Below are 19,056 nucleotides of genomic sequence, written 5' to 3'. Positions count from 1 at the left end.
AGGCTCTCTTGTCTGAGGGGAGCGGGGGCGAAGCGTGACTTCTAGCGAGACGCCGTGCCGCTGGAGGTCCCGTGCTCCAGCCTCACTCGCGCAATGAGGGCAGGAGCCGTGTCGAGCAGCTTCTCGAGTGGGTATCTAAAGCGAAGTGCGCTGATGCTCATCGCGCCCGAGGGCGCTCCCGAACTTTCGCCTAAGACGGGCACGGCGATGCAATTGATGCCAGGTTCATTCTCCTCGTCGTCCACGCCGTATCCACGAGCTCGAGTCGACAGAAGTTCGGCGACAAACGCGTCGGGGTCTGTGATGGTGGACGGCGTCTTGGGTTCCAACTTGTCTTCACCCAGCCACTCGAGCAGTTCAGATTTGGTGGAAATGATCTGGCTGAGAAGCATCTTGCCTACCGCGGTCCGATAGGCGGGGTTGCGTCCGCCAACCATCGAGGTCAGTTTGACCGCCCCCTGAGCCGGGTCGACCTTGGCCCGGTACACGACCTCCTTGCCGTCAAGCACCGCGTAGTGCACCGTCTCGCCGTATTCGGCCGACAGGGAATGCATGAGCGGTTCGAGGCGAACGGTATCCGGACGTGCCTCGTAATTCTGGAAGGCAAGCCGGAAAAACTCATCGCCCAGCGCGTAGAACCCGCGAGCTGGTTGCTCGGCGAGAGAGGCCTTTCGTAGCGACGCGAGTGCGCGATGCACGGTCGACTTGGGGCTGTTGAGCGTAGCCGCAAGTTCCTCAAGAGTGACGCCGTCCGGGTGATTGGCGAGCTCTATAAGCACGGCAAGGACGCGGTCGGAGCCCACGAGTTGTTCGCCTTGGTGCTTCGGGGTTGCCTGTGTCATAATTCCATATAGTACTAGTTAATTCTAATTAATGGAAAAGGTCATCGTGAGTCAACTCCGCAGTGCAGAGTGGTACGAGGGTAGCGACCGCAATGCCTACATTCACCGAGCCTGGATGAGGCGCGGTCTTCCCGACGATGCGCTTGATTCGACGAAGCCCCAGATCGCGATCGCCAATACCGCGTCCGACCTGACCCCCTGCAATATGCACCTCAATGAGGTTGCCGACAGCGTGAAGCAAGGTGTGTGGGCTGCTGGTGGCGTTCCCTATAACCTCCCTGTCGTCTCGCTCGGCGAGACGCAGGTGAAGCCCACCGCAATGCTGTGGCGCAATATGGCGGCTATGGCGATGGAGGAGATGTTCCGCGCCAATCCCATCGATGGCATCGTGCTCCTCGGTGGCTGCGACAAGACGATCCCCGCGCTTTTGATGGCGGCAGCTTCGGTGAACCTGCCCGCCATCGTGGTCCCCGGCGGACCCATGCTCACCGGTCATTTCCGCGGTGAGGCCCTGGGGTGTGGCACAGATGTGTGGCGCCTGAGCGAAGAGGTGCGCGCCGGCACGATCACCAACGATCAGTTCCAACAGTCCGAGCAGTCGACTATTCGGAGTAAGGGGCACTGCAACACCATGGGCACGGCCTCCACGATGGCCGTCGTGGCCGAGGCTCTCGGGATGAGCATTCCGGGCTTCGCCGGAACGCCGGCCCCCGACGCTCGCTTGCTGAAGATGTCGCACCAGACTGGGGGACTCATCGTCGAGATGGTGGAGCAGGGTCGCAGGCCCAGTGACATCATGACGAAGGCGGCGTTCCTTAACGCGATCGTCGCGGTCGCGGCCGTGGGCGGATCGACTAACTCCGTGGTGCACCTGCTGGCTATAGCAGGACGTCTGGGTGTCGATCTCACGCTCGACGATTTTGACTCGGCCGGGGCGGGGGTCCCGGTGTTGGCCAATCTGCAACCGAGCGGCGCGTTCCTCATGGATGACCTTCACCGCGCCGGTGGAGTCCTCGCGCTTCTCTCGCGCATCGAGGACCTCCTTAACCCCGAGCCGATTACCGTCACCGGGGTACCGCTGGTGGACTACCTTGGCGATCAACCCGTGTACGACGACACCGTCATCCTTCCCCGCGCCGCCCCGCTGATGGATGACGCGGGCATCGCGGTGCTGAGAGGCAACCTCGCTCCGCAGGGCGCGATCATCAAGCCTGCTGCAGCGACCAAGAAACTACTTCAGCACGTGGGTCCGGCCGTCGTGTTCGACAGCATCGAGGACATGCGGGCGCGTATTGACGACCCCGACCTTGCGGTGACGGCCGACTCCGTCCTTGTCCTGCGAGGGTGTGGCCCCCGCGGCTATCCGGGAATGCCCGAAGTGGGCAACATGCCGCTTCCTCGCAAGCTACTCGAGGCGGGTGTCCGCGACATGGTGCGGATCAGCGATGCTCGCATGAGCGGAACGGCGTATGGCACCGTCATTCTGCACGTCGCGCCAGAAGCGGCAGCTGGCGGACCGCTCGGCTTGGTGCGCACGGGCGACATCATCACGCTGGATGTCGAGAACCGCAGCTTAAACATGGATGTCTCTGCGGAGGAGTTGCGGGCGCGCAGCCAGTCGCCGGCGAGTGAGGCTGCCTACGCGCAGCCGGTGCGGGGCTGGGAGCGGCTCTATGTCGACCACGTCATGCAGGCTGACACCGGGGCGGATCTTGACTTCCTGGTGGGATCGAGCGGCGACAAGGTCAGCCGTGAGTCGCATTAAGTCGGCGTCCCGCGCGGACGTCACGCCGTCGGAAATCGACCTGGAGGCGGCAATCAAGGTCGCGTTCCCCCAGTCGGTGACGGTTTCGACTCGTGCCTTCGACCGCGTCATTGCGGCGGTGGACGCATCGCACTATCTCCTGACTCCCCGCGCGGTCGTCACGCCTGAGACCGCGGAAGAGGTGGCGACGCTTTTCTCCTACGCGCACGCGAGCGGCGAGCCGCTCACCTTCCGATCCGGCGGCACGAGCCTCTCCGGCCAGGCGTGCACGGCAAACATTCTTGTCGACACCCGGAAGTTTTTCCGGTCCATTGCGATCGAGGACCAGGGTCTCATCGCGCGCGTCGGTCCAGGGGCGACCCTCCGCCAGGTCAATACGCGACTCCTACGGCACGGCCGCAAGCTGGGCCCGGATCCGGCGAGCGAAATTGCCTGCACCATCGGAGGTGTTGTTGCGAACAACTCCAGCGGTATGGCGTGCGGCATCGAACAGAACACGTATCGCACATTGCGGTCGGCAAGGATTGTGCTGCCCAGCGGCACCATCGTCGACACGAGTGAGACGGATGCTGATGAAAAACTTCGGCTGGCGGAACCTTCCCTATGGCGCACACTCAATGCGCTGCGGGCAGAGGTACTAGCCGACCCGCTGCTCACCGCTGAGATCCAACGCCAGTACAGCATCAAGAACACCATGGGTTACGGACTGAATTCACTCGTCGACCACGAAACTCCCGTGCAGATACTGGCGCACCTCATCGTCGGCAGCGAGGGCACTCTCGGCTTCGTCGCCGAGGCGACATTCAACACCGTGCCGCTGCACGAGTTCGCAGCGACGGCTCTCCTCGTCTTCGATAGCCTCCGCGCCGCGACCGACGCCCTCGTCGAAATCATGTCAACGGACCCAGCCACCGTGGAACTCCTGGACGCGGCCTCCCTGCGCGCGGCGTCAGCCGATCCCGAGGCGGGGGAGGACCTCCCTCAGTTCGACATCCTCAACCATTGTGCGCTGCTGGTCGAATATCAAGCCGCCACTGCTTCGAGCCTCGATACGCTCGGTGCACGAGCCGAGGCGTTGTTCGCTGGGCTGCCGCTCACCACGTTGCCGGTCCTGACGCAGGACCCGAAGGTTCGGGCATCGCTCTGGCACATTCGTAAGGGCCTTTACGCGACGATTGCGGGCGCACGACCGTCGGGGACGACCGCCCTGCTCGAGGACATCGCCGTGCCCGTCGAGAGGCTCTCCGAAACCTGTGCAGGCCTTACCGACCTGTTCGCGACCCATGGCTACGAGGACGCCGTCATTTTTGGCCATGCCAAGGACGGCAACGTGCACTTCCTCATCAACGAGAATTTTGACGTCGAGTCGAACCTCGCTCGGTACCGCGCGTTCACCGAAGACATGGTCTCGCTCGTGCTCGGAGCCGGCGGCACGCTCAAGGCGGAGCACGGCACCGGTCGCATCATGGCGCCGTTCGTGGCACGACAGTTTGGCCCGAAGTTGTACCGAATCATGCAGGACATCAAGGGCGCGTTTGACCCGCTGGGCATTCTCAACCCAGATGTGGTGCTCACGGTCGACCCGGATCTTCACCTGCGCAACCTCAAGTCGACACCTCCCGTAGAGGCGGAGGTTGACCGCTGCGTCGAGTGCGGGTACTGCGAACCGGTGTGCCCGAGCAAGGACCTCTCCACCACTCCACGCCAACGAATCGTTGTGCAACGCGCGATCGCCGAGGCGGACCTGCGGGGCGACCACGCTCTCGCGAAGGAATTGCGCAGAGAGCGCGGATACGAAGTGGTCGAGACCTGTGCCGTCGACGGGATGTGCCAGACGGCATGCCCGGTCATGATCAACACCGGAGACCTCGTCAGGCGGCTGCGATCAGAAGCTATTGGCGCGGCGGAGGGCGCTGCGTGGAACGCGACCAGCCAGGCCTGGGAGGCGGTCACGCGCAGTGCCTCGGTTGCACTCAGCGTCGCGGCCGCCGTGCCGGCTCCGCTCGTCACCATTCCCAACTCCGCCCTCAGGGGGGTGCTGGGCAAAGACACTGTGCCGCTCTGGTCGAAGGATCTTCCGAAGGGTGGCAAGAGGCGCACGCAGGGCTCGTCCTCAAACGTCGCTCAGGTGGTCTACTTCCAGGCCTGCCTGGGCGCCATGTTTGGCCCCCCCGCTGGTGGATCGGGTGTCGCAGTCGCCTTCAGATCTCTGGCAGCGAAAGTTGGCATTGAACTCGCGTTCCCGGAGGACATCGGGAACCTGTGCTGCGGCACGCCCTGGAAGTCCAAGGGAATTCAGGATGGCTATGACGACGTGGCTGCGCGCACCGCGACCGCCCTCTGGGAGGCCTCGGACGGGGGGCGCTTGCCGGTGGTGTGCGACAACGCTTCCTGCTCCGAAGGTCTCCAGACCGCTCTCGAGGACGCCGTCGAGGAGCGCCCCGAGTATCGCTCGATGCGAATCATCGATGCGGTCGATTACGCAGCCCAATACATCCTGCCGAAACTCGACGTCGCGCCCGACGAGCTGCTAGGCAGCATCGTCGTCCATCCCACGTGCGCGAGCACCCGAGCGGGCTCGAACCAAAATCTCACGGCTCTCGCCTCCGCCGTGGCGTCCGAAGTGTCGGTCCCGGACGATTGGGGCTGCTGCGCCTTCGCGGGCGACCGCGGAATGCTGCATCCCGAACTCGCGGCAAGTGCCACGCAGCGCGAGTCCAACGAGGTGCAAGCCGACGATTTTGACGCCTACGTCTCGTGCAATCGCACCTGCGAAATTGGGATGACCCGGGCCACCGGCCACTCCTACGAGCACGTGCTTGAGGTGCTCGACAGGGTCTCTGCGGCGACGTTAAAGGGGCAACATCATGGCTAGATTCGAATCCCGTGTCGCCAATGCGGAGCGCGACGCGCCCGGACTCCGCGTGGGCCTTGAGCGACAGCTAGGCAGGCGGTCGTGAGCGACGAATACCAGAGCATTGCCGCCACCGACGCCGTGTTCGACCTCGCGGAGGGGATCGTGTGGGACGACCGCTCGAACCTGGTGCGGTGGGTCGACATCCGCAAGGGCCGCGTGCTGTCTGGCCAACTGGACGGCAGTCGGATCCTCAACATCCAGGCCATTGATCTCGGCCAGACCGCAGGGGCAGTCGCCCTGGCCGAAGACGGCGGGCTCCTTGTCGCAGCCGCGCGTGGCTTGGCAACGATCTCTCCCACGGGTGACATTGCGTTGGGACCGAACCTCTTGGGCGACCGTTCCAAGGTGAGGTTCAACGACGGATCAGCTGACCCGTATGGGGCGTTCGTGGTGGGGACCCTGTCATTGGGGGTCGAGACAGGCGAGGAGGCGCTCCTGCGGGTGTGGCCCGATGGTTCGGTCGAGACGCTGCGTGAAGAGATCCGCCTCTCGAATGGCGTCGCGTTCTCGCCGGATGGCGACACGATCTACCACGTCGATACCCTCGCGGGCACCGTTTCTCGACACTCCTACGGATCTGGTTCCTTCGATCGCGAAGAGCCGTGGGTCATTGTGCTTGATCGCCTTCCCGCGTATCCCGACGGACTCACTGTGGATTCCGAGGGGATGCTGTGGGTCGCCCAGTGGGGCGGCTCCAACGTGCTCCGATATGCGCCGTCGGGTCGGCTGCTGGGATCAGTGGACGTGAATGCCGCACAGGTTTCCTGCCCCGGCTTCGCTGGTCCCGGGCTAAAGACCCTCGTCATCGCCACGGCACAGGAAGGCCTCGAGTCTTTCGACGACCAGTCGGGAGCGATCTTCCTCGCCGATGTCGACGCAACAGGACTACCCGCCCACCGCTGGGCAGGGGACACGACCACCCCATATTGGGCATCAAACCACGACAAAGAAACGAGAATTCAATGAGGCTTGTAAGAGTGGGACCGGCCGGTTCCGAGACGCCTGGTGTGCTCGTCGATGACGACACCTTCGTCGACCTATCCGATGTCGTTGGCGACTTCAATGAGGCGTTCTTCGGTTCGGGTGCGTTGGCGACACTCGGCCAGGTAGTAGCGGAGCGGGTCGACGAGGGTAGAGGCGAACCCCTTGCAGGAAGGCGCTTCGGTGCGCCCATCGCGCGACCACACCAGATTCTCTGCATTGGCCTCAACTACAGCGACCACGCCGCAGAGACCGGGCAAGCAGTGCCCGACGAGCCGATCTTGTTCACCAAGTCGCCGAACACCCTCGTCGGTCCCGATGACGACGTGCTCGTCCCGAAGGGTTCCGAGAAGACTGACTGGGAGGTGGAACTCGGCATCGTCATCGGCAGGCACTCGCTCTATCTCGCAGATGAGGCGGAGGCCGCTGCGTCCATCGCCGGCTACGTACTCGTGAACGACGTGAGCGAACGCGCCTGGCAGATCGAGCGCAACGGCCAGTGGTCCAAGGGTAAGTCGGCTCCCACCTTCAACCCGGCGGGGCCGTACCTTGTCACGCCCGACGAAGTTGGAGACGTGCTGGATCTGGATATGACCCTAGATATTGACGGTCAGCGTCGCCAGAACGGCTCGACGTCGACGATGGTCTTTAGCCCGCATTTCATCGTGCACTATCTGAGCCAGTTCATGGCGCTCGAGCCTGGTGACCTCATCAACACGGGCACCCCGCCCGGCGTCGGGATGGGCCAGAAACCTCCGGTGTATCTCAGGGGCGGAGAGGCCATGACGTTGAGCATCACAAGGCTTGGCACCCAGACTCAGCGCGTCGTCGGTCATTCCGACACGGCCCGCTAATGCGTGCCCTCGTCGTCACGGCGCCCCGCAAGGCCCAGGTGCAGGAGGTTGCAGACCCCGTCGCCGCACCCGGTGACCTGCTCGTCGACGTGGAACGAGTCGGGATCTGTGGGACAGACGTCGAGTTGTACACCGGCGAGATGGCCTACATCGACCAGGGCTTCACCCACTTCCCTATTCGGTTAGGCCACGAATGGGTAGGACGCGTAACAGCGGTGGGCTCTACGGCGGACCAAGGCTGGCTCGGCAAGCGAGTCACCGGCGACACCATGCTGGGTTGCGGCCACTGCGAATACTGCCGGTCCGGTCACCACTGGGTCTGCCCCGAGAGGATCGAGGTCGGCATCCGGGATGGCGGCGCCGGTGCTCTTGCCGAGAAGATGCTGGTTCCCGCCAAGTTCGCCTACGTGATTCCCGAGAACGTGAGCTTGGCGGCCGCCGCGCTGGTGGAGCCTGGAGGCAACTCGCTGCGGGCCGTCCGTGCAGCGGCAATCGAGCCCGGGCAGAAGTTGCTCGTGCTCGGCTCGGGGACAATCGGCCTGCTGGCCGCCCAGTTCGCGCTCGCCGAGGGCGCGGAGGTGCACGTGGGCGGCGTGCGCGAGGGCTCTCTGGCCCTTGCTCGCTCGCTCGGAGTCCAGCACACCTGGCAGCTTTCGGACCTGGCGTCCGGCCGAGCTGACGAGTTCGACGCCGTCATCGAGGCAACAAGCACGGCGACAATGCCCGCGCTGTCGGTTCAGCTCACCAAACCAGCCGGCCGGGTGGTGTACATCGGGCTGTCGTCCACGCCGAGCCTCGTCGACTCACGCGATATTGCGCTGAAGGACATTACGGCTACCGGCATCCTGTCGGCGTCACCGGGCCTAGCGGGCGCGATCACGAGCTTCGCGAACGGCGCGGTGGTCCCAGATTCGCTCGTGAGTGAGGTTATTTCGCTGGAGGAGGTGCCTAGCCGCCTTGAAGGCCACCGCGGACAAGCTGCGAGTCCTGGGCCCAAAGTCCACGTCGATCCACGACTTCCATGAAGTCGACCCAAGCACAAAAAGGAGTACAAACCATGAGAACAGCACTGGTAACTGGCGGGGCTCGAGGCCTTGGAGCCGCAACCGCAGAGCGCCTGCGGGCGGACGGTATCCGCGTGATCACTCTCGACATCGCTGGGGACGTCGACGTCCTCGTCGACATCACCGATGAAGCAGCGTTTGCCGAGGCGTGCGTTGGCATTGGGTCGGTCGACATCCTCATCAACTCGGCCGGCATCGTCGGGCCCGGCTTGCCTCTTGTCGATACGTCTTCCGACGCGTGGCGCTCGGTGTTTGAAGTCAACGTGCTTGGCGTTGTCGCGACGATGCGGGCCTTCGTGCCGGGTATGGTCGACCGCGGCTGGGGCCGCGTCGTGAATTTCGCGAGCATGGCAGGCAAGGACGGTAATCCCAACTTGTCGATTTACTCTGCGTCGAAGGCAGCCGTCATTGCGCTCACCAAGTCATCTGGCAAGGAGCTCGCGACGACGGGAGTCCTTGTCAACGCGATCGCCCCCGCCGTCATCGCGACGCCCCTGAACGATGCGACTGCCCCCGACGTGCTCGCTCACATCACGAGCCTCATCCCGATGAAGCGCATCGGAAGGGCTGAAGAGGTCGCCGAACTCGTTGCTTGGCTATCGTCGGACTCCGTGAGCTTCTCGACCGGCGCCGTCTATGACATCAGTGGTGGTCGCGCCACGTATTAAGTGCCACGACAAGTCGCCCGCGGCGGCGAAAGCGGTCACGAAAGCGGTCGCGATGGTGGCCTCGCCGACCAGCGCGCCGGAAACGCAAAAGGGCCCGGTCCAATGGACCGGGCCCTCTTGCGTTGGTGAAGCTATTAGCCGAGCGAGCCGTCCGAGGAGAAGACGAGGCCCAGGGCAACCTGGCCCTGCTGGATCGCGGTCTTGGTCAGCGGGCCACCGGCGTCGAGCGACTGGAAGTCGTTGAACTCGAGGCCGTAGACGTCCTCAAGGCCAACCTGGCAGAACGGGCGCTCGGGGCACTCGGGCGGGCCACCCAGCGAGATCGGTCCGCAGGTCTCGGCCAGCTCGGTGAGCGTGGTGACGCCGTACTGGTCGGCGAACGCGGTGGTCACCGCGAAGGCGTTCTGGTCCTGAGCGGCGGAGGCCTCCGCGTAGCTAAGTCCCTCGGCGCCGCCGAGTTCCTTGAGTGCCTCGACGGTCACCGCAATGTCGCCATCCGCGGCCGGGGGAGCGTCCTCGCCGTTAGCGGCGACGTTGAAGTACTCCGTAGCCGTAGCCGCGTACTCGGGCACGATGTCGATCTCGCCGGAGGTAAGCGCGGGGATGTACGTCTCGCGGTTACCGATCTGGCGCACCTCGACGTCGTAGCCGGCGTCGCGCAGAATCACGCCATAGATCTCCGCGACGGTGATGTTCTCGGTGAAGTTCGCAGAACCAATCACGAGGTCGCCGGAGCCGGTGGTGGGGGCGGTGAGGGAGTTGTCCGCCACCCACTGCTCGGCCACGTCCTTTGACGTCTGGCGGTCAATGTCGACCGCCTTGTTGAGAGCAATGAGCTGGTCGGTGTCGAGCTGGGCGGAGACCACGTTGAGCGCCTCGGCCACGGCGGGCTGGTCGTCGTAGATGGCCGTGCTGATCTCGGGGATCAGGTTGTCTGAATTCTGCAACTGCTGGTCGTCGGCGAGGACCACGATCGAGTCGCCAGGAACGGGCAGGCACTCCTGGGCCATCGCCGTGCCGGTGGAAGTTGCGCTGGCGGATGCGGACGGGGCCGCTGATGACGCGTCGTCGCTAGAGTCGGATGAACAGCCGGCGAGCGCAAGAACTGCCACCGCCGATGCCGCAATCAGGCCTTGTCGGATGTACATGGGAACTCCTCGTTTTTGGGGACGGACACATTGAGAACCACGCCGCGCGGGGAATTGTTCCCCGCGACTCTCATTTCCAGCGTATTTGACGTTCGGAACCGACGGTTAACCGGATGGCTCACTGTGACCACATCGTGACAGCGGACTGATGAGTACGCCTGGTCTCACCGGGAGGGGTGCTCACGGTGGCGAACCGCTAGGCCGTGGTCTTGGCTCCTGCCGCGGCGCGCAGCTGCGCGGGAGTCACCCGCCGCTGGACCCAGCCGAGCAAGGCATCGGTCGTCAGCGCGAAGACGGCGACGATGAAGCCGCCGGCAAGCACCTGCCCGTAGCGCTGGGTGGCGATTCCGGTGTTGATGATTACGCCGAGGCCACCGCCTGCGACCAGCGCCGCCAGGGGAACGGTCGCGACGCTCTGGACCGAGGAGGTGCGCAGGCCCGCCGCGATCAGCGGGACCGCGAGGGGCAGTTCCACCTTGGTCGCGATCTGAAACCCGGTCATGCCGATGCCCTTGGCGGCGTCGCGGACGTCGGCGTCGACGTCCGCCATACCGGTGAACGCGTTGGTGAGGATGGGAGGCAAGGCGAAGATCGCGACAGCGATGATCACGGCTCGGTTCCCGAACCCAATGGCCGATGCCGCAAAAAGGGTGAGCAGGGCGAGCGTGGGCATAGCGCGGGACACGTTCGACGCGACGACGGTCGCTGCGCCGCCCTTGCGGACGTGTCCCAGGTAGATGCCTAGCGGTAGCCCGATGAGCGCGGCGATGGTGACGGCTGCTACCGACATGATGAGGTGCTCGATCCCGAGCGCCAGGATGGAGTCGTTCGACCACGTCCAGCCGCCGTCGAACGTCGGCGTCATAAGCCCGTTCGCTCCGGTCCAGTTCTCCGCCGTGGTCAGGTAGGACCATGCCGCTTCGAGGTTGCTCATGATGCGTTCTCCAGTCGTACCTGGGCGGCCTTGCGCGCCGAGCGCGATCCCTGGGCTCGGTTCCAGGGCATCGCCATGCGGCCCGCGACCATCAGCAGGACGTCAAGGACGAGCGCCAGCGCCAGGCACAGCAGCGCGCTGGTGGCAATTTGCGCGCGGTAGTCGGACTGCAGCCCCCGGAACATGAGCTGTCCGAGCCCGCCGTAGCCCACCACGACGCCCACGGTGACCAGCGCGACCGTCGAAACGGTGGCGAGGCGCAGTCCCGCGATCATGCTGGGTAGCGCGTTGGGAAGCTCGACGGAGAACAGCAGCTTGTTCTTGGTGTACCCCAGGCCCTTGGCTGCGTCCACGACGTCCGGATCCACGCCCTCCAGGCCCACCAGGATGTTGCGCACGAGGATCAGCAGCGCGTACATGACCAGGCCGATCAGCACAGTAGTGCGGCCGATGCCGGTGTACGGGGCGAGTAGCGCGAACAGGGCGAACGAGGGGATCGTGTAGAGGACTCCGGTGAACCCCATCACTGGCCCGGCCAGGCGCGGCATGCGCCGCGCGAGGATCGCGAGCGGCAACGCGATGGCGACCGCGATCAGCATCGCGAGCAGGGTGAGTTGGATGTGAATGACCAGCGCGTCGACTACTTCGCCCCAGTTTCGCTCCAGATATTGCCAAGAGAACCAGGGGTTGGCTGGGGCGTCCATAAGCAAGACGTTACCGCGCCGCGCCCGCAGACGTGTATTCGACATTCGGTGCTACCGGTTAACGTTGCTAGATGAACCAACCGGGAATCACGTTCACCGATGTTCGCAAGGAGTACCCCGACGGCACCGTCGCGGTCGGCTCGCTTGACCTCACGGTCAAGCAAGGCGAGGTGTTGACGCTGGTAGGCCCATCGGGCTGCGGCAAGTCAACGACCCTGCGCATGGTGAACCGGCTAGTGGAGCCGACGTCGGGCAGCATCACGCTGGACGGCACCGACGTCCTTAGCCAGGACCCGGTGGAACTACGCCGCAGCATCGGCTACGTGATCCAGCACGTGGGGCTGTTTCCCCACCGCACGGTCGAGCAGAATGTCTCCACCGTCCCCGGCCTGCTCGGATGGTCGAAGGCGGACACCAAGGAGCGTGTCGACGAGTTGTTGAGCCTCGTGGGCCTTCCCGTCGAGACCTACGGCACTCGCTATCCGCACGAACTCTCGGGCGGCGAGCGTCAACGAGTGGGCGTCGCACGCGCGCTCGCGGTGCGTCCGCCGGTGCTCCTGATGGACGAGCCCTTCGGCGCCGTCGACCCGCAGGGCAGGCGCCGCCTCCAGCGCGAGTTCTGCGAATTGCAGCGAACCCTGGGCACCACCGTGATGATGGTCACCCATGACATCCGCGAGGCGGTTTTGCTCGCGGACCGCATCGCCGTCTTCTCGCGCGGGGGAGTGCTCGAGCAGTTGGGTACCCCCGAGGAGATCACTGAGCACCCCGCGAACGACTTCGTCGAGGACTTCATCGCCGACTTCGACGCCACGCCTAAGGGCTAGGCCGCACCCGGGGGCTCCCGCTAACCTTCCGTTGCGCTTGCGCGCCTCACGACGCATCGTTAGGCGCCGCGAAGCGTCGCCAGGCACCGTCGCGACTCAGCCGCGGATCGCCATTGGTTGGTTGGAGTTATTCCTGGCCGGGGGCCGGCTTGTCCGGGTGGTCCGTCGGGAACTGTTCCGCGCCGCCCTCGGGCGACTCGGTGACGGAGTTCACATCGGCCCTGCCGGCGCGCGACTTGGTGACGCCCGACTTCGCTGAACGAGTCTTCGCAGCAAGCGTCGACGAACTCAGCGACTGGCGCAACTTTGACGACTTTGACGGCCCGAGGTCCTTGGGAGCCCTGGGCTCCTTCTCACGGCCCTCGCGCCAACGACGGCGCCACCAGGATCCACGCCCGGAGGCGAGCGCCTCGGCCTCACGCTCGGCGCGGCCCTCCGCCTCGAGTTCTTGACGACGGCGCCTGCGGCGGCGGCCGGTAGTCACGATGCGGTAGAACGCGAAGCCCATGAAGATGAAGACAAAGAACACCAGGACCGGGATGAAGATCGCGATCAGGGTGAGTGCGACGGCGGTGGCGTCCTCGGCGAAGGAGGCCAGGGGGGCGCCGGTGCCGCCGGTCGCCGCGTTGACGGCGGGACGCGAGGCGGCCTTGCCCGTGTGGACGGCGGCCGCGATGACCGCTCCCACCACGCCGGCGATCAGCGGATGTTCTTGCCAGAAGTTCGATTCGCCGGTGACGACCGAGGCCGCGGTCGCGGCGAAGAGCAGGCCACCGATGACGGGGCGGACGATCGACTGGAACAGGTCGTTGACGTGGTCGACGCCCGGAATCTTGTCCAGCACGATTTCCAGCGCGAGGAAGGCCAGCGAGATGATGATCGCGGGCCACGACTGGAGCCACAAGAGCTGGTCGGGCAACTCGATGAACGAGGTGAACCGAGCGAACAGCCCCACCAGCACCAGCGGAATGAAGGCATTAAGCCCCGCCGCGGACGATAGGCCCGCGCCTGTGAGTGCTGCAATCATCCGGTGTCCTCCTGTGCCCCAAGTGGTGGCGTCCGATCAACGATAGCCTGCCCGGGCACCCGGGGGCACGCCGCGAAGGTGACGCGAGCAAGTCTGATAAAACGACGAAGCCCCCGGAACCTTTAGATTCCGGGGGCTTCGTTCATGTGGGTGGCTAACGGGACTTGAACCCGCGACCCCCTCGACCACAACGAGGTGCTCTACCACCTGAGCTATAGCCACCATCGGCCGCATAAGCGAGCCAGCGAAAAGTGTACCTTGCCTACGCGGGCTCTGGTGACGCGGGCGCGTCACTCACCGCTGCGGCGCCCACTTTTGCGGCATCGGAGTCCGGCCCCGGCAGCGGCACGAACACCACTTCGCGGTAGTACCGGAGTTCTCGGATCGAGTCCTGGATGTCGCCCAATGCACGGTGGTTGCCGGTCTTTTCCGGGGCGTTGAAGAACACCCGCGGGTACCAGCGGCGGACCAGTTCCTTGATGGAGCTGACGTCCACCACGCGGTAGTGCAGGTGGTCCATCAGTTCCGGCATGTCGCGGCCGAGGAACATCTTGTCCATGCCGACGGTATTGCCGGCGAGCGGGGCCTTGCCGTGGGGCACGTGAGCCTTCACGTAGTCGAGCACCAGTTGTTGGGCCTCCGCCATGGTGGTGCCGCCCTCAAGCTCGGGGAGTAATCCGGAGTTCACATGCATGTTGGTCACGAAGTCGTTCATCTGTGCGAGCGACTCGGCCGACGGTTTGATGACCACCGAGACCCCCTCGCCGAGCACGTTGAGCTCCGCGTCCGTCACGAGACAGGCCACCTCGACCAGCGCGTCCGCCTCGATATCGAGGCCCGTCATTTCACAGTCGATCCATACCAGGGGTGCGTCAGCCATGGCTTCACTCTAACGAACCTCACCGACGCGCCGTTTGCGGTGGCGGGCGGCGGCGCGGACGTTAGCGGTTGACGATGCACAACTTGTGTGGTTAGTTGGTTGAGTAACTAACCAATGAACGGGGCAACTGTGGACGACGGACGGCCGCTATTTCAGCAGATAGCCGAGAGCCTCGAGGGGCAGATCCTCGACGGCAGCATGCCAGCCGAGTCGCAGGTTCCCTCGATCAACGAGCTGGCCACGTTCCATCGCATCAATCCGGCCACGGCACTCAAGGGAGTGAACCTCCTGGTGGATGAGGGATTGCTCTACAAGCGCAGAGGCATCGGCATGTTCGTCGCGGAGGGGGCGCGGGAGATTCTGCTCGCCCAGCGGCGCGCCGATTTTCAACGCCTTTACGTCGCGCCCCTCGCGCGACAGGCGAAGGCGTTGGGCCTCACCGCAAAGGAACTGCAGGACATGACAACAAAGGAGATGCGATGACACTCATCGTCGAGGTCGAGAGCCTCACCAAACGATTCGGCAAGGTCAGCGCGGTTGACGACGTCAGCTTCGCGCTCGAGGCGGGCGGGATACACGGCCTGCTGGGGCGCAATGGCGCGGGTAAGACCACCGTCATGCAGCTGCTCACGGGTCAAGACTTCGCGACCAGCGGGGCCGTGCGGGTGTTCGGAGAGTCACCAGTGGAGAACGCCAGCGTGCTCGGCCGCGTGTGCTTCATCAAGGAGTCGCAGGCGTACCCAGACAGCTTCAAGGGCAAGCATGTCCTCAAGTCCGCGCCGTGGTTCTTCCCCAACTGGGACCAGGCTTTCGCGGACAAGTTGGTCGCGGACTTCAAGGCACCGCTTGATCGGCCTATGAAGAAGCTCTCGAGAGGGCAGCGCAGCGCGATCGGCGTCATCGTGGGACTGGCGTCGCGTGCCGAGCTGACGTACTTCGACGAGCCGTACGCGGGACTGGACGCCGTGGCCCGTCATCGGTTCTACGATCATCTGCTCACGGACTATTCCGTGCATCCGCGCACGGTGGTGTTGTCGACTCACCTGATCGACGAGGCCTCCGACCTCCTGCAGCGTGTCCTCGTGATCGACGAGGGCAAGCTCGTGATCGACGCTGACGCGGACGAGTTGCGCGCGTCGGCGACCACGCTTGCCGGCAAGACGGCGGACGTTGAGGCCTTCGTCGCGGGACGCGAGGTGCTGGATAGGTCCCGCCTTGGCGGGCTTGCTTCGGTTACCGTCGCCGGCCTTAGCGACGCGGATCGCGGGGCCGCGGCATCGGCCGGGCTCGAACTGAGCGCCGTCTCGTTGCAGGAGCTCATAGTGCGCCGCACCGGCGGCACCGACGAATCGGAAAGGAACGTGGCATGACCACTACATCGAGTGTCGTTGACACGACGGTGGTGCCCGCAGCGCATCGCCGAGTCCGCAACGTGGTGAGGCTGCACGTGGCCAACCCGTTCTCCACATTGATCCTCCCGTGGCTCATCACCGTGGCCATCTTCGGCCTCACCATGGCCATCCAGCTCATGGTGGTCCGCGCCGCCGGTGGTGTTCAGAACCTCGATGCTGATGCGTTCCAGTACACCGGGGGGATTAGCTGGCTAGCCGTCTTCATGATGGTGGTCGCGGTACAGGCAATGAACCTGAGCTTTCGGTTCGCGCTCGGATTCTCCTCGACGCGGCGAGACTTCTATCTGGGCAGCGTGGTCTACTTCGCGATGCTGTCCGTCATTTACGCGGCGGGTGTCACCGCCCTGGCCGGCATAGAGCGCGCCACCGATGGATGGGGCATCGGCTCCGCATTCTTCGCGCCGGGGGGACTGGCAAGCGAGTCACTGGGCACGCTGTTCTTGATCTACGTGATGGTGCTGCTGCTGTTCTTCTTCCTGGGGGCCGCGATCGCTACCGTCTGGGTCAGGTGGAAGGCATACGGGATGTACGTGTTCTTCTTTGGATTGGCCGTTCTCGTAGTGGGCGGGCTGTGGCTGCTCACGGCCACCGGCTCGTGGGGCGCGGTATACACCTACATGGTCGGCCACTCGGTTCTTCAGGTAGTGGCCTGGACCCTGCCCGTCACGATCCTCTGCGGGGTGGTCGGATACCTGTTCCTGCGCCGCGCGACGCCGCGGGCGTAGGGCGCTGGCGCTGGGTAGCTAGTCGGAACTCACAAAGCACGAGGCCGCAGGCGGGCCGCCCGCGGGGAACGCATTGGCGAGGGCATTGGCGAGCCGATGCCCGCGCTCGCGATAGCCGTCACTGGTGAAGTGGATGCCGTCGTCCAGGTACCAGGAGTCCTTGACCTCGGAACGCCAGTCGTAGATTCGCAGGTTCGGGTAGCGCTCACACGCGGCGGCGAGGGCGGTCGACATCTCCGTCATCCCGTCGTCCTTCCAGGGGCCCTTGGTGCGCGTCGTCTTGACGGTGGGCCACAGGACGGGGGCGTCGCGCACCTCGCTCATGATCAGGTCGATGCGCTCGTCCAGCGGGTAGGAGCCGCCGACGGCCTGATTCGCCACCTCGTTGGTGCCCATCGCGATCACCCAGCAGCCCTCGTAGCCGTCGGCGATCTTGGCCTCGACGGCCTCCTGTGCGTTTGGCTCGCCCTCGAATCGCTCCACAATGGAGCGCGCGCCCTTGATGTCCGTCGCGACGTCGGTCACCCCCACGCGCTGGTACTGCGCCTTGACGCGGTCAGCGGCGGTTGGCAGTACCTCTTCGCTCACCAGGCCGAGCGAGGTCGAGTCGCCCACATGCACCACGGAGTTGCAGGAGGTTACCGGACCCACCGTCTGGGTGATTCCCGCCTGCGGGGCCGACTTGGCGGAGGCCCTCGCATCGGCCACGACCGGCGCAATGGTTTCCTCGGGAATGGAGGTGGGCGGCTCTGCGGACGGGGTCGGTTCGCCGGACAAGGACGGAGGCACGTTCGAGGCTTCTCCGGCCCCGGGCGTTGCGGACTCTGACGCCGCCGCCGGCGGGAGTGAGGCCCGCTGCGCCTCGGACGAGGAGGACACGACCGCGCTGCACGAGACGAGGGTGGCTCCCATGATCACCACGAGCACGCTGCCCACGGCAGCCGTCACGCGCGGTCGGGACGCCGAGGGGACAGCTCCGGCGCCGTCGCCCCGGTCCGCGTCCGAGGCGCCGGTGGTACCGGCAGGGACCGCGACGCGACGCGTTCGCCGCAGCGATGCCCGCAGTCCGTGCACGCGAATGGGATCCTCGACCAGCGTCCAGCTCGCCGCCGAGATGGCCAGAGTGAGAACGAGCGCGAAGCCCCCGCGCAACCAAGGCTGGTCGCCAAGGAACGCGACGGGCATGAGCGCGATGATGGGCATATGCCAGAGGTAGATCCCGTACGACCGTTCGCCCACCCAGCGCAAGACCCCAAAGGAAAGCCAACGGGCGACTCGCGAGCGGGGATGCGCCGCGGCTACGATCACGGCCAGGGTGGCGAGCGTCAGGGTCAGGATGCCGTACGTGTAGAGGCTGTTGTCGTACTGATTGGTCGCGACCGCTAGGTAGGCGACCGTGATCAGGCCCGCGACGCCGAGCGCGTCGAGCCACCACGGCGCCGGGCGCTCGTCCCACGCGGGCTCACCTCGCTGCTCGGATTCGATCCGCGCCGAGTGCAGGAAGATCGCAAGCGCCGCGCCGGCGAGCACCCCTCCCGCCCTGGTGTCGGTCCCCTCGTAGATGCGGGTCTGGTCGAATCCGGGTTGAGTGAGCCACCACATCAGCACGAACGATGCCGCGGCTAGTCCGCTCGTGAGGATGGCAACTCGAAAGTATTGGCCGCGTCGCAGGTGCAGGAGGGCGAGCAGGATCAGCGGCCAGATGAGGTAGAACTGCTCCTCCACCGCGAGGGACCAGAGGTGATCAAACGGTCGGGGGCCGGCGAACTGGTCGAAGTAGGAGTTGCCGCCAAAGATGTCCACCCAGTTGGTCACGTAGAACGCGGCGCCAAACGAGTCACGCAGCCTGTCTCCCAGTTGCGACGGGGCGACGACGAGCGTCGCGACGATGACGGCGGCCACCACCAGCACGAGCGCCGGCATGAGCCTGCGGGCGCGGCGTAGCCAGAAATCCCTGAGGTTGAGGTCTCCCCGGCGCTGCCATGTGGTCATCAGAATCGAGGTGATGAGGAACCCACTTAGGGTGAAGAACATGCCGACGCCCAGCAACCCGCCTGGCAGCCAGGGCGCATCAAAGTGGTAGGCGAGGACCCCGGCTACAGCGAGCGCGCGTATCCCGTCAAGACCTGGTCGGTAGCGACCGGCTGACGTGACTGGCCGCGGCATCTAGGGTCCTCAGGGAGTTGCGTCGCCCGACTTCGGGGCGACTGGTCGCTCCATTATCGGCCCTAAAGCTCTTGGGTGCATGCGACGCGGTGATCGCACGCTACGCCTCGTCGCCGCCCGCGCGGAGGATAGGTCAAATCGG

Annotated in this window: 16 protein-coding genes, 1 tRNA gene and 1 pseudogene; 10 read left to right on the top strand and 8 right to left on the bottom strand. The window is 65.1% G+C overall.

Annotation, left to right across the window (positions count from 1 at the left end; genetic code table 11):
• Window positions 1–41: 41 nt before the first annotated feature.
• Complete coding sequence (locus ACQU6B_RS09750) at window positions 42–842, bottom strand: IclR family transcriptional regulator (protein ID WP_430867358.1); 801 nt, start codon at window positions 840–842, stop codon at window positions 42–44.
• Between the two features lie 31 nt (window positions 843–873).
• Between ACQU6B_RS09750 and ACQU6B_RS09745 the strand changes: the two genes are divergently transcribed.
• From ACQU6B_RS09745 to ACQU6B_RS09720, 6 genes are all read left to right on the top strand, one after another.
• Complete coding sequence (locus ACQU6B_RS09745) at window positions 874–2,607, top strand: IlvD/Edd family dehydratase (protein ID WP_430867357.1); 1,734 nt, start codon at window positions 874–876, stop codon at window positions 2,605–2,607.
• The gene (locus ACQU6B_RS09740; protein ID WP_430867356.1) at window positions 2,594–5,482 is read left to right on the top strand and encodes an FAD-binding and (Fe-S)-binding domain-containing protein; all 2,889 of its coding nucleotides are present in this window, start codon (window positions 2,594–2,596) and stop codon (window positions 5,480–5,482) included. The genes ACQU6B_RS09745 and ACQU6B_RS09740 overlap by 14 nt, the downstream gene beginning before the upstream one ends.
• 81 nt (window positions 5,483–5,563) lie before the next feature.
• Window positions 5,564–6,490 carry an SMP-30/gluconolactonase/LRE family protein gene (locus tag ACQU6B_RS09735; RefSeq protein ID WP_430867355.1) on the top strand — a complete coding sequence of 309 codons (927 nt, stop codon included), beginning with the start codon at window positions 5,564–5,566 and terminating at the stop codon, window positions 6,488–6,490.
• Window positions 6,487–7,359, top strand: coding sequence for a fumarylacetoacetate hydrolase family protein (locus tag ACQU6B_RS09730; RefSeq protein WP_430867354.1), 873 nt, complete (start codon window positions 6,487–6,489; stop codon window positions 7,357–7,359). Before ACQU6B_RS09735 ends, ACQU6B_RS09730 begins: the two co-directional genes overlap by 4 nt.
• On the top strand, window positions 7,359–8,384 hold the full coding sequence (locus tag ACQU6B_RS09725) for a zinc-dependent alcohol dehydrogenase (protein ID WP_430867353.1): 1,026 nt from the start codon (window positions 7,359–7,361) through the stop codon (window positions 8,382–8,384). The genes ACQU6B_RS09730 and ACQU6B_RS09725 overlap by 1 nt, the downstream gene beginning before the upstream one ends.
• Window positions 8,385–8,416: 32 nt before the next feature.
• Window positions 8,417–9,091 (top strand): SDR family NAD(P)-dependent oxidoreductase, encoded by a 675-nt coding sequence (locus tag ACQU6B_RS09720; protein ID WP_430867352.1) that lies wholly within the window; start codon window positions 8,417–8,419, stop codon window positions 9,089–9,091.
• 134 nt (window positions 9,092–9,225) lie between these two features.
• Here ACQU6B_RS09720 and ACQU6B_RS09715 read toward each other — a convergent pair whose 3' ends face one another.
• From ACQU6B_RS09715 to ACQU6B_RS09705, 3 genes are all read right to left on the bottom strand, one after another.
• Entirely contained in the window at window positions 9,226–10,239 is a 1,014-nt protein-coding gene (locus tag ACQU6B_RS09715; protein WP_430867351.1) for a glycine betaine ABC transporter substrate-binding protein, read from the bottom strand.
• 196 nt (window positions 10,240–10,435) lie between these two features.
• Entirely contained in the window at window positions 10,436–11,173 is a 738-nt protein-coding gene (locus ACQU6B_RS09710; RefSeq protein ID WP_430867350.1) for an ABC transporter permease, read from the bottom strand.
• Window positions 11,170–11,877, bottom strand: a complete 708-nt coding sequence (locus ACQU6B_RS09705; protein ID WP_430867349.1) for an ABC transporter permease — start codon at window positions 11,875–11,877, stop codon at window positions 11,170–11,172. The genes ACQU6B_RS09710 and ACQU6B_RS09705 overlap by 4 nt, the downstream gene beginning before the upstream one ends.
• A 71-nt stretch (window positions 11,878–11,948) precedes the next feature.
• On the opposite strand from ACQU6B_RS09705, the pseudogene ACQU6B_RS09700 reads away from it, so the two are divergent.
• Window positions 11,949–12,674: pseudogene (locus tag ACQU6B_RS09700) on the top strand (ABC transporter ATP-binding protein); the annotation flags it as partial.
• A gap of 157 nt (window positions 12,675–12,831) precedes the next feature.
• Here the strand turns inward: ACQU6B_RS09700 and ACQU6B_RS09695 are convergent.
• From ACQU6B_RS09695 to orn, 3 genes are all read right to left on the bottom strand, one after another.
• On the bottom strand, window positions 12,832–13,731 hold the full coding sequence (locus tag ACQU6B_RS09695) for a DUF4126 domain-containing protein (protein WP_430867348.1): 900 nt from the start codon (window positions 13,729–13,731) through the stop codon (window positions 12,832–12,834).
• A 149-nt stretch (window positions 13,732–13,880) separates the two neighbouring features.
• Window positions 13,881–13,953: transfer RNA gene (locus tag ACQU6B_RS09690), tRNA-His, on the bottom strand.
• 40 nt (window positions 13,954–13,993) lie between these two features.
• Complete coding sequence (orn, locus tag ACQU6B_RS09685; RefSeq protein ID WP_430867347.1) at window positions 13,994–14,611, bottom strand: oligoribonuclease; 618 nt, start codon at window positions 14,609–14,611, stop codon at window positions 13,994–13,996.
• 114 nt (window positions 14,612–14,725) lie between these two features.
• Here orn and ACQU6B_RS09680 point away from each other — a divergent pair, with 114 nt between their 5' ends.
• From ACQU6B_RS09680 to ACQU6B_RS09670, 3 genes are read left to right on the top strand one after another with little or no spacing between them, the layout of a single operon-like run.
• Complete coding sequence (locus ACQU6B_RS09680) at window positions 14,726–15,094, top strand: GntR family transcriptional regulator (protein ID WP_430867346.1); 369 nt, start codon at window positions 14,726–14,728, stop codon at window positions 15,092–15,094.
• On the top strand, window positions 15,091–15,981 hold the full coding sequence (locus tag ACQU6B_RS09675; RefSeq protein WP_430867345.1) for an ABC transporter ATP-binding protein: 891 nt from the start codon (window positions 15,091–15,093) through the stop codon (window positions 15,979–15,981). The genes ACQU6B_RS09680 and ACQU6B_RS09675 overlap by 4 nt, the downstream gene beginning before the upstream one ends.
• Entirely contained in the window at window positions 15,978–16,748 is a 771-nt protein-coding gene (locus ACQU6B_RS09670) for an ABC transporter permease (protein ID WP_430867344.1), read from the top strand. Before ACQU6B_RS09675 ends, ACQU6B_RS09670 begins: the two co-directional genes overlap by 4 nt.
• 18 nt (window positions 16,749–16,766) lie before the next feature.
• Here ACQU6B_RS09670 and ACQU6B_RS09665 read toward each other — a convergent pair whose 3' ends face one another.
• Window positions 16,767–18,914 carry an acyltransferase family protein gene (locus tag ACQU6B_RS09665; protein WP_430867343.1) on the bottom strand — a complete coding sequence of 716 codons (2,148 nt, stop codon included), beginning with the start codon at window positions 18,912–18,914 and terminating at the stop codon, window positions 16,767–16,769.
• Window positions 18,915–19,056 lie beyond the last annotated feature (142 nt).

Origin of the sequence: Demequina aurantiaca, assembly GCF_050598105.1 — a bacterium.
GTDB classification, from domain to species: domain Bacteria; phylum Actinomycetota; class Actinomycetes; order Actinomycetales; family Demequinaceae; genus Demequina; species Demequina aurantiaca_A.
Note: the sequence above shows the minus strand (reverse complement) of the source record. Positions and strands in the feature narration are given on the sequence as shown.

What these genes read in the sequence shown, in the direction of transcription:
- ACQU6B_RS09710 (WP_430867350.1), bottom strand. Translation starts at nt 11,173, where the DNA reads ATGAGCAACCTCGAAGCGGCATGGTCCTACCTGACCACGGCGGAGAAC.
- ACQU6B_RS09675 (WP_430867345.1), top strand. Translation starts at nt 15,091, where the DNA reads ATGACACTCATCGTCGAGGTCGAGAGCCTCACCAAACGATTCGGCAAG.
- ACQU6B_RS09695 (WP_430867348.1), bottom strand. Translation starts at nt 13,731, where the DNA reads ATGATTGCAGCACTCACAGGCGCGGGCCTATCGTCCGCGGCGGGGCTT.
- ACQU6B_RS09665 (WP_430867343.1), bottom strand. Translation starts at nt 18,914, where the DNA reads ATGCCGCGGCCAGTCACGTCAGCCGGTCGCTACCGACCAGGTCTTGAC.
- ACQU6B_RS09750 (WP_430867358.1), bottom strand. Translation starts at nt 842, where the DNA reads ATGACACAGGCAACCCCGAAGCACCAAGGCGAACAACTCGTGGGCTCC.
- ACQU6B_RS09715 (WP_430867351.1), bottom strand. Translation starts at nt 10,239, where the DNA reads ATGTACATCCGACAAGGCCTGATTGCGGCATCGGCGGTGGCAGTTCTT.
- orn (WP_430867347.1), bottom strand. Translation starts at nt 14,611, where the DNA reads ATGGCTGACGCACCCCTGGTATGGATCGACTGTGAAATGACGGGCCTC.
- ACQU6B_RS09670 (WP_430867344.1), top strand. Translation starts at nt 15,978, where the DNA reads ATGACCACTACATCGAGTGTCGTTGACACGACGGTGGTGCCCGCAGCG.
- ACQU6B_RS09705 (WP_430867349.1), bottom strand. Translation starts at nt 11,877, where the DNA reads ATGGACGCCCCAGCCAACCCCTGGTTCTCTTGGCAATATCTGGAGCGA.
- ACQU6B_RS09720 (WP_430867352.1), top strand. Translation starts at nt 8,417, where the DNA reads ATGAGAACAGCACTGGTAACTGGCGGGGCTCGAGGCCTTGGAGCCGCA.
- ACQU6B_RS09680 (WP_430867346.1), top strand. Translation starts at nt 14,726, where the DNA reads ATGAACGGGGCAACTGTGGACGACGGACGGCCGCTATTTCAGCAGATA.
- ACQU6B_RS09725 (WP_430867353.1), top strand. Translation starts at nt 7,359, where the DNA reads ATGCGTGCCCTCGTCGTCACGGCGCCCCGCAAGGCCCAGGTGCAGGAG.
- ACQU6B_RS09730 (WP_430867354.1), top strand. Translation starts at nt 6,487, where the DNA reads ATGAGGCTTGTAAGAGTGGGACCGGCCGGTTCCGAGACGCCTGGTGTG.
- ACQU6B_RS09745 (WP_430867357.1), top strand. Translation starts at nt 874, where the DNA reads ATGGAAAAGGTCATCGTGAGTCAACTCCGCAGTGCAGAGTGGTACGAG.